This window comes from Flavobacterium aureirubrum (assembly GCF_038739835.1).
GTDB lineage: Bacteria > Bacteroidota > Bacteroidia > Flavobacteriales > Flavobacteriaceae > Flavobacterium > Flavobacterium aureirubrum.
Window position 1 is genome coordinate 1 of the sequence record NZ_JBCGDO010000023.1, and the last position, 14484, is coordinate 14484.

A 14484-nucleotide genomic window follows, 5' to 3' on the forward strand; every position below is an offset into this window, starting at 1 on the left:
CGGTGAGTAGTTTTCTATAAAAATTATCTGCCGGAACCAGATCCAACAAATTTACCGATACAAATAACTGTGGTGTAAATGTCTTTTTTCCTTGCATGAGTAAATTTAAAAAAAATCAAATTTATTTACAAGGTTTTGTATATTTGAGTTGTGCAACACGCACAGCGGTAACTGTTGCACAACCCTCCAAAAAACTATCCCGAAGTTTCGGGATGAAAATAATTTCAAAAATTGAGCTTGTTTATTGCTAAGTGTTGGGACTTTACGAAAGGTTAAAAATAGGTTTTTTACTTTTCTTACAGGTATTTTAGTATATTTGAAAAAGAGTTTACTTTGTCTTTTCGCTATTGCTCGGGTGTGGAGGTTTTTTCGCAGTCTGACGTTGCGTGCTATTCTACCGAAACGCATAAATATGAGAACTTTAAATAAAATTTTAGTGTTTATTATCTTCTTTGTATCCATTTATAGTTTTGGGCAGAAGGAATGTTTTGACGAATCAATTATTGGACAAATTGAATCAAGATATGGCAAATCACCAATTATAAATTTCAAAAAATTTCAATTAAAATTAAAAACAATATCAAACCTAAAATCTGCTGTAATTAATTATTGTAATTCATATGAAGGGTATTTAGATGCATTTAATTCATCAACATTAGACACTATAGAAAAGGAACATGAAAGAGATAAAATACTTTTATCAAAATATGGTGTAACTGAAAATGAATATAAATTAAAAAAAATATTACTCAAAGTCATACCAAAAACAAAATATTGTGATTTTAAAATGTCAAAATCAAATTTTTTCAGAGACAAAAATGTCATAACACTAAAGTTTAACGATAATTTAGTTATTAAAATTGCATTGAATACAGATAAAGAAACAATCAAATATATACCACTAAACATAATTTATACAAGTGAGTATGAAGATAAAATAAAAACAGTTATTAACTATTATAACAATGGCAATGTTAGAATGATTTACAGTTATTGGTATGATTATCCAATGAAAGAGTTAGTAGGTCATTATGGTTTATACAGTTCGAATGGAAAAATTATTAAAGAAATTAATTTGGAAAAAGAACTTAAAATCAAATCAACAGATATAAAAAAGCTCGATAATAATATAGTTGATACTTTAAATGTTTTTAAAGAAAATAAAGTTTTAAAATTATATGATACAAATTATGGGAATTTATGGTTAATAAACTATTCAATTAAAAGAAATGAAACTATTGATAATAGAATACTAATTATAAAAGATGATAATTCAGAGATACTGGTTGATGAAAATCTTTTTGATGGTAACATAAAATATAACGATATCGATGCAAAAAACGGATATGCAATTACAAGTTCTAATGAATATACAAATGAAGACTATGAGGGAATAAAAAAATTAGAAAAGGAACTAAATAAAAAATTAATTATAGCAAACGATACACCATTTAGTCCAAAAAATTTTATACAAAAAGACACCACTTTAACTCCAAAAAAGTTCTATGATTTTTTTGATAATCGTTCATATATTTTACCTAAAGGTTTAAATTATTTTGTAAATGAGTTGAGTAGAGTCATGAATAATTTATTAATTCAAAGTTATAAGTCACATGGATTTGAGGGTTCCAATAGCACAAGTGGTTTTGAAATCAATTCTAAAATTGAAAAATTTAATTTTTTAAATTCAAATATTATATTAAAATATAATTACAATAAATTTAAAATTAAGTCATATCGAGCTAACGACAGAGAAATTTCTGAGAATGCTATTTGCATAGAATTTCCCAAAAAAATATTAGTATCTTATGATTTTCAAAAAAATATTAAAATAAAAAATAAGGTAGAATTTTATATTGATAATATACAATTTGAAAAAAGAGATTTTGATTTAGAAATATATTTGTCTGGAAGATTTTCAAATGACGCAAAGTTAAACGACATTACAATTTATAAAAATTATTTACTTAAATTAAAAATAGTTGTTAGTGAACATAATTTTAAAGTATATCTCAGTAACGAAGATGATATATTGATTTTAGATAAAGAAATCAAACAATAATTTAATAAATGAAAAAAATCATTTACTTATCATTTTTTCTGTTTACAGTTTTCTCCTTCGCTCAACAAACCTATAAAATTACAGAAGGCGAATTGCAGTTTATTCATCCCGAAAAAGGGGTTTTTATTAAAAAAGAAAATATAATTTATAAGTTGGATTTTGAAAACATGGAAGATTACGAAGAAATGTCTAAAGGTTTCAAATATGAATTTAATTCTACAACAATCGAAGAAATTGAAAAAATAAAAAGAGATGCGAAAACAATTTTTACAAAAGAAATAAATAAATACAACTTTAATAAATTAAAAAAAGCAAAATTTGTTACAAAGGTAAATGATGATGATAATTATCAATTTGTTCAGTATAACAAAGATTTTTTTTCTGTTGGTATTTTAGAAGATTCGTTGCAAAAACCAAGAAACAAATATTTACTTCATTATTGTATTTTAGACTTTAGCAATGGAAGGAAAATAATATACCATTCAGAAGGTTACATTATTCCAACTAAAGAAAAACTTAACTTTTTTTTCGAAAATAATAATTTGAATAATGCTTTTACAAATTATTCTGTTATAACTTACAAAGAACTGAAAGCAAATGAACATCATTTACTTAAATCAGATTTAGAGCTAAATAGAGATTTTTATAAAATTGATACTTTAAAAAACAAGAAATTACAAATTAAAAACTGTTACAATCAAATTGTCATAAAAAAAGCGTTTGATTCAATTGCATATAATTCTTTTTTTATAGTTGGTTATAACAATAATGAAATCAACATTTACAATTATTCATTTGAAAAACTAAACTTAAAAAAGATAAAAGCAATTAGCTTTAATGGGTTTTATCCAAATCTACAGATTATTCAAAACAACAAGTTGAGAAATATAAATTTAATTGGTAAAGATTATAAAAATGAAGATGTATCCGTATTTCCAAGTTTTAATCATTTTTTTCCAGCACAGAATGCTTCATTTTTTATTACTCAAGAAAATGACCAATTTTATATTCAATCAAATGATTTTTATTACATTTTAAAAAACTTTCAAAGTTTTGAAAATAAGTTTGTTGTAGTTAATTCTGAAGAATATGACAGTATTCAATATTTGAATGAACCAACATCAATTACACTGTATTCTGAAATGACAAATTACCATAAAAAGACTCCTTTGCTAGTTTATACAAAATTAAAAAATGGTAAATACAATTTAAATACACTTGATTTTTTAATTGACCCAAAAATAGATGAACAAAATTTGGAATTTAATAATCTGCTGCCGAAAAATTTAGATTCAATTGTTTCAATAAATCAAGATTTATATAAAATCTCAAAAAATAACTTATTCACATATTATCCATTAGTCAAAGAAATAAAATATAAAAAACTAGAAAATTTTATCGAAAATTTTGCAAGGTTTGAATTACCGAATGGAAAAAAAGGTTGGCTTAGCAAAGACGGAAAAGAATATTATGATGAATAAAAAAAACAGCACACAACACACGTTCCTATGTAAAGCATCATAAAGTTATTAACAACTTTGAGTATGGAATATATGTCCCCGCTTCCGCGCTAATTCCTTTACATGGTTTAAAAAAATAAAAATTATTGAAATCTACAGGCTGTTTTTCTTACAAGTATTTTAGTATATTTGAAAAAGGATTGTGATGTTTTTTCACAGTCTGACGTTAGGCAAAATGCGCGCAATGCATTTTCCCTAACAGGCGCGCACTTTGCCTGACTTCACTGTTAGCAAAAAACTAGTTCATTAGCGCACTTTTACTAATCAACTCCCATTTTGAAGTATCGAAATGGGAGTATTTTTTTGCTTATTTATAAATTTCAAGTGCATTGCTATGTAAAAAACACAATTATATATCTAATTATTTCTAAGGTGTCAGCATCTCTTCTTTATTTTATGATATAATAATTCTATTTTATAAGTACAACTTTTATAAAAGATGTACGCCTTTTTATTAAAAAATGTACGACTATTGCACAAAAGATGTACCACTTTCTATTAAAAGTAGTACATCTTTTGATATATTTGTCATTACAAAACTATTTTTTATGCCTGTACAATTTAAAATGATACCTAAGCAAAACAATTTGGTATCGCCAGCAGAAGTAAAATATTATCCTTGTGCTGTAAGCAAAGGAAGTGTAGATTTAAACGATTTAGCAAAAATTATTGCTAGTCGTTCCACTGTAAGTAGAGCCGATTGTTATGGGGTTATCATAGCATTAAGTGAAGTGATAAGTGAGTCTTTATCCGATGGAAATATCGTAAAAATTGATAATTTAGGCACTTTTCAACTCAGACTTTTGGGAACTGCAGCTGAAACCAATGAACCATTAGGCAAATCGAATATAAAAGAAGCCAAAATAAGTTATAAACCATCCAAGGAGTTAAAAGACAAACTCAAACGAATTACCTATAGTAGGATGCGATAACTAACTAGAAATGGTTTTAGGATTTTAAAATCTTGTTTAATCTTTCGCTAAACATTTTCTTTATATCTGTATTTCCAATATTATCAAAAATAAGCTATTGAGTTAAATAGCAAAAATCCAATAAAAAAACGTCCCGATAAGAAAACTACTATCGGGACGCTTTTAAATTATAATAGGTTGAGTTACTTCACCAAAGTCATTTCATCAACGATATGTTTTGCTCCTGAGAAATTTTCAATTACCCAAAGCACATAACGAATATCCACATTAATAGTCCTTTGTAAATTTTTATCGAAAATAACATCACCTGCCATCGCTTCGATATTTCCGTCAAAAGCCAAACCAATTAGTTCTCCTTTTCCGTTTAATACGGGTGAACCTGAGTTTCCTCCTGTAATATCATTATCAGTTATGAAATTTACGTGTAATGATCCGTCTTTATCCGCATAGCGACCATAATCTTTATTCTTTTGCATTTCTAAAACACGTGTTGGCAAATCAAATTCTTGATCTCCTTTTTTATATTTTTTAACTTGACCAGCTAATGTAGTGTAATTGTTAATTGTAGCATCATTTCGTTTGTCAGCAGGAAGCGCTCGCACTTTACCATAAGTCAAACGTAAGGTTGAATTAGCATCAGGATATTTAATAGCTCCAATTTTAGATTCTCTTAAACCTTCAACCAATAATCGGAACGCAGTGGTATAATCATTTTGTGCTTTAATTACTTCTTCTGAACGATTGGAGAAATGTGCAGTCATATCAGCAGATAGAGCGTATAACGGATCATTTGTCAACAAGGCTTCATTTGGCAATTGTAAAAAAGCTTTGATACGATCAACAGAAGTAAATATGCTTAGGTCAAACGCTGCGTTTACATAATTAGTAAAATTGTTATTGTTCTCATCGCCTATTTTTTTAACTAATGGAGCAATTGGATATCCTACTGACTTAGTTGCATAAACATTTAATTGTGCCGCCAAGATATCTTTCTCTGCGGGAATGTGCAACTCTTTAAACATATCAGTAGCCATCTCCGCGATTGCTGGTGCCATTTGTGAACGCTTGGTTGCATCAGCTTTTAGATATAAATCTAATTGTCTTCCTAAGCTTCGAGACACTGTTCCAAATGCTGTAGTTCTAAACAGTTGTTGCAAATAATTATCGTGACGAGATTTTTCATTTGTAAGTGCATAGAACTTATTAATGTTTGTAATTACGTTACCGTATTTTGCTTTGTTTTCAGGTTTATTGGCCCATTTGTCAAATTTCGCTTCTTGGGCTGCTTTTGATTTCGCAGTCCCAAATTTGGTTAAAGCATCAATCATTCCCTGACGATTTTTCCAATAATTTGCCGTTGAAGCATACTTTGATGCATATACTAAATTCAAAGCATCGCTTTGATTCATATACTTTTTCATATTGTCCATTCCAGTTTTCGCACCTTCTACCCAAGCTGGATAAGCAAATTTTACGTTTTGCTCAATTCCACCTGCTGGCATCCAACGGTTGGTTCTTCCTGGATAACCCAAAATCATGGCAAAATCATTTTCTTTAACTCCACTTAAACTTACAGGTAAATAATGTTTTGGTTTTAGTGGCACATTGTTTTCAGAATAATCTGCTGGGTTTCCGTTGGCATCAGCATATACTCTAAACATGGAAAAATCAGCCGTGTGACGTGGCCATTCCCAATTGTCTGTATCACCACCAAATTTTCCTAAACTCTCTGGAGGAGTTCCAACTAGTCTTACATCTTTATAGTCTTGATAAACGAAATAATAGAATTCATTTCCTTGAAAAAATGGGCGAACAGAAACTGTATATTTGCCTCCTTCGTTGTTTTCTTTTTCTATAAGAGCAATTTCTTGATTGATTGCTTTTTCTCTTTCTGCTTCTGTCATTGAAGCATTTACTTTAGCTAAAATTCGCTTGGTACAATCATCCATTCTAACGAAAAAACGAACAAATAAGCTCGAAGGCTTAATCTCCGCTTTTCTATTTTCTGCCCAAAAGCCGTCTTTCAACAGGTTTTTTTCTGCTGTTGATAGTTCAGCAATGGCATCATAACCACAGTGGTGATTAGTTAATACCAATCCGTCTTTTGAAATAATTTCTGCTGTACAACCGCCGTTAAACTGAACAATTGCATCTTTCAAACTGTGATTGTTGATGCTGTAAATCTCCTCAGCCGTAAGTTGTAAACCCATTTTTTGCATGTCGCGGTGATTTAAACGTTCTATGAACATTAAAAACCACATTCCTTCATCTGCTTTCATGCTTATTGGCATAAGCATAATACCTGCGATTAAGGATAAAATAATTTTTTTCATTGTGATAAAATATAAATGTTAGAGTATTAATAACAATTTGTCAACTAAAAACGGAATTGTTACATGTTAATTGACAAAAGTCATGCGAATATACTTTTTTTTTAAGAAATATTGAAAAATAAAAAAGTCAAAAAAAATACCTTTCGGTTTCCCAAAAGGTATTCAATGGCATTAAAAATCTTCAATTAACTATTCTACAATAATTTTATTGGTTACAATAGTATTTCCAGTTTTAACATTTACAAAGTAAACACCACGAGTAGTGTTTTGTAAAACTACATTTTGAGAAAGATCTGCATTTTCATTATAATTGTTTTCAAAAACTACTCTTCCAGTAATATCAAAAACCTCCACTGAGTAATCCGTTAATAACTCTTTAAATTCAATAGTAAATGTTCCCTTATTTGGGTTTGGGTATATTTTAAAATTGTTTTTTACAAAACTATTATCGCTCAGAGCATTAGGTCTTATTTGGCTTCTTACGGTATTGAGCCATGCTGTCATTCTGGTGGCTTGACCGGTAGTAAACATATACATACAAGCGTCATCAACATAGTCCATATAATTCATAGTGAGTACTTGCTCACCTGTACAGGTGCTAAAGGTAGCGTCAGCAGCAGGACATTCATAGGTTTCTGTATCAGTTTGAGGAGTATCGCATACCGAATCGCCTGATGAAGCACAATTAGCGCCATCACAGCCATCAAAAGTGTGATCCAAATTAAAAAAGTGACCAAATTCGTGGGTTAATGTACGACCTCTATTAAAAGGTGCTGTCGGTATTACTGAACCCGAACCTGTTCCTGAACATCCTGTTCCTGAAGAAAAATAATTATTGTCAATAGTTACTCCAAAACCATTTAATGGTGGACCAAGCGGCGAAAATCCTAAAATTCCGCCACTCAAGCTTCTGACAACTATATTGAAGTAACCGGTCCAGTTGGCATCTCGGTTTTGTCCTGCACCAAAATTATATCCAAACGTTACAGCAGGTTGACCTTCGGCTAAACCAGATCCAAGAGGATGGTTTTGTGTTGCTATTTCAAATTGAATATCCATATCACCAATTCCTACACCTGGAAAAAACTGACTTGAACCTGTTTGCGAATTAGTCCATAAATTTAAATCGGCATTTGTAGCATTATAATCAGCATTTAAAATATTGATCTGCGTTTGAGCCAATGCAATTAAACAATTTCTTAAACTCAAATTTGTTCCAGATGTTGCTGTCGCCAAGCTTGCAGAGCTTGTTGTATAATGAACCGCAACCGGTATCCTTGTAATTGCATTTGCAGCATTAGTAACATTACCGTTTCTATTTAAATTTGACAACACACGTTGGTATTCTTCTTCAAATCGCGCTTTGTTTTCAAGATAAATTGCACTTTGCGTAGGATCATTTAAAATAGCCTGTGTAGCCTCGTGAACTCCACAAGTTCTTTGTTGAGCAAAAAGTGATTGGGCCATAATTAAGCCAAAAAATAGGAGTAATCTTGTTTTCATTAATTTATTATTTTCATTTATAAGATTTCAAAAATACATTTTTTTTCAATACGACGCTCGAAAATAAAATGTAACTATGAGTTAATCTATTGATTACAACAAATAACTACGTATTTAGCATTTGCCATAACTTGTCTTTGAGTTCAACAAGCCCTTGATTTGCGACAGAAGAAATAAATAAATAAGGAGTTTCGCTAAAAGATTTGTCAAGTTGTTGTTTTAATTCCATTTTCAACTCTTCGTCAAGCATATCGCACTTCGATATAACTATCAGTCTATCTTTATCCAACATTTCAGGATTATAACGACGTAATTCATCCAACAAAATTTCATATTCTTTTTGAATATCAGCGGCATCGGCAGGCACTAAAAATAGTAAGGTTGAATTTCGTTCAATATGGCGCAAAAAGTAATGTCCTAATCCTTTGCCCTCAGCTGCACCTTCAATTATTCCCGGAATATCGGCCATGATGAAGGACTTAAATTCGCGATAAGCAACAATTCCTAAATTGGGTTTCAATGTTGTGAATGGATAGTCTGCAATTTTCGGTTTAGCAGAAGTTAAAACAGAGAGCAAAGTTGATTTTCCTGCATTGGGAAAGCCAACAAGACCAACGTCTGCCAAAACTTTAAGTTCCAATATAACATCCATTTCTTGAGATGGCATTCCTGGTTGCGCATATCGTGGTGTTTGGTTCGTTGAACTTCTAAAATGCCAGTTTCCCAAACCACCTTTTCCGCCTTTGAGTAAAATTTTTTCTTCACCGTGTTCGGTGATTTCAAATAAAATTTCGTCGGTTTCTTTGTCACGAACTACTGTTCCCAGCGGAACTTCTATGGTTTTATCTTCACCGTCGTGACCTGTACTTCTCGAGCTTCCACCGTCACCTCCATGACCTGCTTTTACATGTCGTGCAAATTTTAAATGAAATAAAGTCCAGAGACTCTTGTTCCCTTTTAAAATAATATGACCACCACGACCACCATCTCCTCCATCTGGACCACCTTTTTCTATAAATTTTTCTCTATGTAAATGTGACGATCCTTTTCCTCCTTTTCCTGAAGAAACATATATTTTAACGTAATCTACAAAATTTCCTTCTGTCATAATTTCAGTGTTCAGTCTCAGTGTTCAGTCTCAGTGTTCAGTTTCTAAAATAGTACTGCAAACTATGACTGTAAACTAATTTATTCTTTTATCGCTTTTACAAGCACTTTGTCAATCTTCACGCCATCCATATCTATGACTTCAATTTCAAATTTATTCCAAATTAATTTTTCACCAGTTTTTGGAATTTTTCCCATTTCGGTCATGATTAAGCCACTTACCGTTGTAACGTCGTAGTCATTCGTTAATTCGTCCATATCAAAAAAAGTAAGGAAATCATGTAAAGAATATAATCCGTCTACTAACCATGTTCCATCATCTCTGGTGGTGATTTTATATTCATCTTCATCAAAATCAGAAGCATCGCCAACAAGTGCTTCTAAAATATCATTGAGTGTAATAATCCCTTGAAAAACGCCATATTCATCGGTAACCAATGCATAGTGCACTTTTGATTTTTTAAAGTTTTCCAATGCTTTGTAGACCGAAGTGTGTTCAATAAAATAAACGGGTTCTTTAGTAATGGCATTTAAATCGAATACGCCTTTTTCAAAACTTGTAAATAAATCTTTGAGCAGAACTACACCTACCACGTCGTCCATATTTTCGTTACAAACAGGATAAACAGAGTGTAATTCTTCTAGAACTTTAGCCTTCAATTCCTCAATTGTGTCTTCTAATGAAAGGTAAACAATAGATTGCCTGTGTGTCATTAACGAGTTTACTTTTCGGTCTCCGATGTGAAAAACCCGTTCCACGATATCTTGTTCTATTTCTTGTACTTCGCCACCTTCTGTTCCTTCTTTAATGATGGCTTTTATCTCTTCTTCTGTAACTTTTCCGTCTGCGGTTGGCTTAATTTTTAAAATTTTTAAAATAAAATCTGTTGACGCGGTTAGTAACCAAATAAAGGGCATAGTAACAATAGAAACCATTTTCATAGGGACAGCAACTCCTTTTGCAATGGCTTCAGGATAATTTAATCCTATTCTTTTTGGCAGCAATTCTCCTAAAACTAGCGAGAAAAAAGTAAGTACTACCACTACTAATCCAACAGAAAGCGTATGCGAATAAGGCTTTAATGCCTCAAATCCTTCTACAAATAATTTCACATCGTGCGTGATTTTATCTCCAGAATAAATACCCGTTAAAATTCCGATTAATGTAATTCCAATTTGAACTGTGGAAAGAAATTTATTAGGCGAATTGGCTAAGTCTAGCGCGACTTTTGCATTGTTGTTTCCTTTTTTAGCTGCCGTTTCTAGCCTGTTCTTTCGTGCGGAAATAAGTGCGATTTCCGACATTGAGAAAACCCCGTTTAGAAGAATTAAAAAAAGAATGATAAGTATTTCCATTTGCTTGTTTGTGGTTAGTTATTTAAGGATTTCTATTGATTTGAAATTCAACTCTATCCCATAAATTTCAACCATTAAAGATTGTCGATTACTTGGCTCAAACGCTGCGTTACCTCTTCAACTGAACCTATTCCATTCACAGCATGAAATTTATTTTGTATGCTGTAGTAATCCATCAAGGGTGCTGTTTTTTCGTTGTATTCTTGGTAACGGTTTCGGATTTTATCTTCATCTTGATCATCAGGTCTTCCTGATGTTTTTCCTCTTTCTAGTAATCGTTGTATTAAAATTTCATCATCAGCTTCTAGAGCTACTGTGGCAGTAATTTGTTGTTGTTTGGTTGCTAAAAACGCGTCTAATGCCGCAGCTTGTGCCAAAGTTCTTGGGAAACCATCAAATAGAAAACCTGCTGAACCTGGATTTTTATCGACTTCGCTTTCAAGCATTTTTATGGTAACTTCATCTGGAACTAAATCGCCTTTGTCCATGTAGGTTTTTGCCAATTTTCCTAAATCTGTATCATTTTTGATGTTGTATCTAAAAATATCTCCGGTTGAAAGATGTGTAAGATTGTATTTTTCTTTTAAAAATTCAGCTTGTGTGCCTTTTCCCGCACCTGGTTTTCCGAAAAGAACGATGTTAATCATTTTATTGTTTTAAATTAAAAATTATTGTACTAGTTGATAAACGTCAGGTAAATTTCTTCCTAAACCATCATAATCTAAGCCGTAACCAACGATAAATTTATTAGGAATTCTGATACCAACGTAATCCAACTTTATATCTTTTGTGTATGCTTCTGGTTTGAAAAATAAGGTAGCTATTTTCAAATGTTTTACTTTTTTTTCTTTAAAAATAGCTTTTAATTCTTCAACGGTATTTCCTGTATCAACAATGTCTTCAACAACGACAACTGTTCTTCCTTCTAAATTTTGGTTTAAACCAATCAATTGTTTTACTTCATGAGTAGTTTCAGTTCCTTCGTAAGACGCTAGTTTCACAAAACTAACTTCACACATACCTCGATATTGTTTCATTAAATCTGCCAAAACCATAAAAGCACCATTCAAAACACCAATAAAAACGGGTATATCATCGAAGAAATCATCATCCATTTGCTTAGCCATGTTTTTAATAGCAAAATCAATTTCATCAGATGAAATAAAAGGTTCAAAAGTTTTATCGTGTAGATGTATCATTGTAGTTATTTTTAATAAGGTGCAAATTTACGCAAGTATTGAGTATCAATAGTAAAGTATTTCGACTTTTTTGCAAATTTGATATCCTAAGGAAATGAAGTTATAAGTAGAGTGATTATCTTTGCATCGACAACTACAATAGTTTTTAGGCGAACAACCCTGCTGATGTATAAGACCTAAGAAACAAAAACTAAAGCGAATGAATTACTTCTCTTCTAATTTTAAACTAGGTATTCTCGGTGGCGGACAATTAGGTAAAATGCTTTTGGCAGAAACCCGAAAGTTTGATATTCAAACTTATGTTTTAGACCCAAGCAATGATGCTCCATGTAAAATTGCTTGTAATGTATTTGTTCAAGGAAGTTTGATGGATTTTGATACCGTTTACAATTTTGGAAAACAAGTAGACGTTTTAACTTTCGAGATTGAACTGGTAAATGTAGCTGCTTTAGAAAAGTTAGAATCCGAAGGAAAGAAAGTTTATCCTTCACCAAAAACCTTAAAGAACATTCAAAACAAAGGAATTCAAAAAGATTTTTATGTCCAAAACAATATACCAACTACAAATTTCAAACATTACCCTACCACAAAAAAACTCATAATTGATATTATAGACAATAACATAAAAATGCCTTTCGTCTGGAAATGCACAGAATTTGGTTATGATGGTAATGGTGTGAAAATAGTCAAATCCATATCTGATGTAGAAAATTTACCCAATATAGAATGCATTGCTGAGGAAATGGTACCGTTCAAAAATGAATTGGCCGTAATTATGGTTCGCAATGTTTCGGGTGATATAAAATCTTATCCTGTTGTGGAAATGGAATTCCATCCCGAAGCCAATCAAGTAGAATATGTACTTTGTCCTGCACGAATTGACGATACTGTTGCCTTAAAGGCAATAGAAATAGCTTTAAAAGTTTCGGAAACATTCAACCATGTTGGTTTGCTTGCGGTAGAAATGTTTCAAACACAAAATGATGAAATTTTAGTAAACGAGGTGGCACCAAGACCTCACAATTCTGGCCATCATACTATTGAAGCGAGTTATACATCGCAATTTGAAAACCATTTGCGTGCGATTTTAGATTTACCTTTAGGAAATACAAATAGCAAAGCTGCTGGAATTATGGTAAATTTGGTTGGTGAAGCAGGTTTTTCAGGTCAAGTAGTTTACGAAAATATCGAGAAAATAATGGCAATTGATGGTGTAACACCTCATATTTATGGTAAAAGAGAAACAAGACCTTTTAGAAAAATGGGACATGTTACGATTGTAAATGAGAATATGATGGAAGCAAGAAAGATTGCTGAGGAAGTGAAGAATAGTATTAGAGTAATCAGTGGTCAGTCGCAGTAATCAGTCGCAGTTGGTAGTTGTGATCAATAGAAACAATTTTAAACAACATTAAACTAAAATAATGAGCAAAGTAGCCATAATAATGGGTTCTATTTCCGACATGCCAGTCATGCAAGAAGCCATCGACATCTTAAAAGGATTTGATATAGAAACCGAAGTAGATATTGTTTCAGCACACAGAACGCCCGACAAATTATTTGATTTTAGTAAAAACGCCCACAATCGCGGAATTTCAGTGATTATTGCTGGTGCTGGTGGTGCGGCTCATTTACCTGGAATGGTCGCTTCGATGTCACCATTACCTGTAATAGGTGTTCCTGTAAAATCTAGTAATTCAATCGATGGTTGGGATTCGGTTTTGTCGATTTTACAAATGCCTGGTGGCGTTCCGGTGGCAACTGTTGCGCTAAACGGAGCAAAAAACGCAGGAATTCTTGCCGCACAAATCATCGGAAGTCATGATAAATGTGTACTCGATAAAATTATTTTCTACAAAGAAAGTCTGAAAGAAGCGGTGAATAAAGCTTCGGATGAATTGAAAAAATAATTATCTTTGATAAAAAGAAGCCATGAATATTCAAAACTCTAAAATTGAGTTAGCAAAAGTTATTTTGGATATTGAAAATCCCAAGTTGATTGAAGAAATTATACGTTTGATACAATCGAAATCCACTTTAACCGAAAAGCAAAAAGCAGCTATTGATGAAGCCATTTATTCATTAGAAAACAATGAAGGAGTTGCTCATAATATGGTTATGGAAGAAACTAGAAGTCGCTATTCAAAGTATTTCAAATAATGCATGTTGTTTGGTCGCCGCAAGCTAAAAAAGACTATTGGCAAAATATTGATTATCTTGAAGCTGAATGGACATTTCAAGATGTTGTGAATTTTATCGACAAGGTTGACTACACTATTGCTTTATTAGACAAAAACAATATTGAATTCACTTCTACAAACTATAAAAACGTCAATAAAGTGGTGATTACAAAACAAATAACACTTTATTACAAAATAAATTCCAATACAATTGAATTACTTCGTTTTTGGAATACCTATCAAGATTTAGAAAATTTTAAACTTTAAAAACTTTGCGCCTTTGCGCCTTTGC

General features: G+C 31.6%; 13 protein-coding genes. 7 read left to right on the plus strand and 6 right to left on the minus strand.

The features are described 5' to 3' along the window. Nucleotides 1–412 precede the first annotated feature (412 nt). From WFZ85_RS13685 to WFZ85_RS13695, 3 genes are all read left to right on the plus strand, one after another. A complete protein-coding gene (locus WFZ85_RS13685) occupies nt 413–2062 on the plus strand; it encodes a hypothetical protein (protein WP_342696850.1) in 1650 nt (549 codons plus the stop codon). An 8-nt stretch (nt 2063–2070) separates the two neighbouring features. Beyond that, nucleotides 2071–3543 carry a hypothetical protein gene (locus WFZ85_RS13690; protein WP_342696851.1) on the plus strand — a complete coding sequence of 491 codons (1473 nt, stop codon included), beginning with the start codon at nt 2071–2073 and terminating at the stop codon, nt 3541–3543. Nucleotides 3544–4043: 500 nt separating this feature from the next. Next, a complete protein-coding gene (locus WFZ85_RS13695) occupies nt 4044–4514 on the plus strand; it encodes an HU family DNA-binding protein (RefSeq protein ID WP_342696852.1) in 471 nt (156 codons plus the stop codon). Nucleotides 4515–4696: 182 nt separating this feature from the next. Here WFZ85_RS13695 and WFZ85_RS13700 read toward each other — a convergent pair whose 3' ends face one another. The 6 genes from WFZ85_RS13700 to hpt all read right to left on the minus strand — a co-directional run bounded on the left by WFZ85_RS13700 (nt 4697) and on the right by hpt (nt 12012). Beyond that, on the minus strand, nt 4697–6847 hold the full coding sequence (locus tag WFZ85_RS13700) for a S46 family peptidase (protein WP_342696853.1): 2151 nt from the start codon (nt 6845–6847) through the stop codon (nt 4697–4699). Between the two features lie 189 nt (nt 6848–7036). Beyond that, entirely contained in the window at nt 7037–8350 is a 1314-nt protein-coding gene (locus WFZ85_RS13705; RefSeq protein ID WP_342696854.1) for a zinc-dependent metalloprotease, read from the minus strand. 106 nt (nt 8351–8456) lie between these two features. Next, nucleotides 8457–9458 (minus strand): GTPase ObgE, encoded by a 1002-nt coding sequence (gene obgE, locus WFZ85_RS13710; RefSeq protein WP_342696855.1) that lies wholly within the window; start codon nt 9456–9458, stop codon nt 8457–8459. 80 nt (nt 9459–9538) lie between these two features. Next, nucleotides 9539–10762, minus strand: coding sequence for a hemolysin family protein (locus WFZ85_RS13715; RefSeq protein WP_413789740.1), 1224 nt, complete (start codon nt 10760–10762; stop codon nt 9539–9541). A 125-nt stretch (nt 10763–10887) separates the two neighbouring features. After that, complete coding sequence (locus WFZ85_RS13720) at nt 10888–11460, minus strand: adenylate kinase (protein ID WP_342696857.1); 573 nt, start codon at nt 11458–11460, stop codon at nt 10888–10890. A gap of 21 nt (nt 11461–11481) precedes the next feature. Further along, the gene (gene hpt, locus WFZ85_RS13725; RefSeq protein ID WP_342696858.1) at nt 11482–12012 is read right to left on the minus strand and encodes a hypoxanthine phosphoribosyltransferase; all 531 of its coding nucleotides are present in this window, start codon (nt 12010–12012) and stop codon (nt 11482–11484) included. A 199-nt stretch (nt 12013–12211) separates the two neighbouring features. On the opposite strand from hpt, the gene WFZ85_RS13730 reads away from it, so the two are divergent. The 4 genes from WFZ85_RS13730 to WFZ85_RS13745 all read left to right on the plus strand — a co-directional run bounded on the left by WFZ85_RS13730 (nt 12212) and on the right by WFZ85_RS13745 (nt 14459). Further along, nucleotides 12212–13375, plus strand: a complete 1164-nt coding sequence (locus tag WFZ85_RS13730) for a 5-(carboxyamino)imidazole ribonucleotide synthase (protein WP_342696859.1) — start codon at nt 12212–12214, stop codon at nt 13373–13375. 61 nt (nt 13376–13436) lie between these two features. After that, a complete protein-coding gene (purE, locus tag WFZ85_RS13735) occupies nt 13437–13922 on the plus strand; it encodes a 5-(carboxyamino)imidazole ribonucleotide mutase (RefSeq protein WP_342696860.1) in 486 nt (161 codons plus the stop codon). Nucleotides 13923–13944: 22 nt separating this feature from the next. Then, nucleotides 13945–14172: a hypothetical protein gene (locus WFZ85_RS13740; protein ID WP_342696861.1), complete on the plus strand. Its 228-nt coding sequence runs from the start codon at nt 13945–13947 to the stop codon at nt 14170–14172. Then, nucleotides 14172–14459, plus strand: coding sequence for a type II toxin-antitoxin system RelE/ParE family toxin (locus tag WFZ85_RS13745; protein ID WP_342696862.1), 288 nt, complete (start codon nt 14172–14174; stop codon nt 14457–14459). Before WFZ85_RS13740 ends, WFZ85_RS13745 begins: the two co-directional genes overlap by 1 nt. Nucleotides 14460–14484 lie beyond the last annotated feature (25 nt).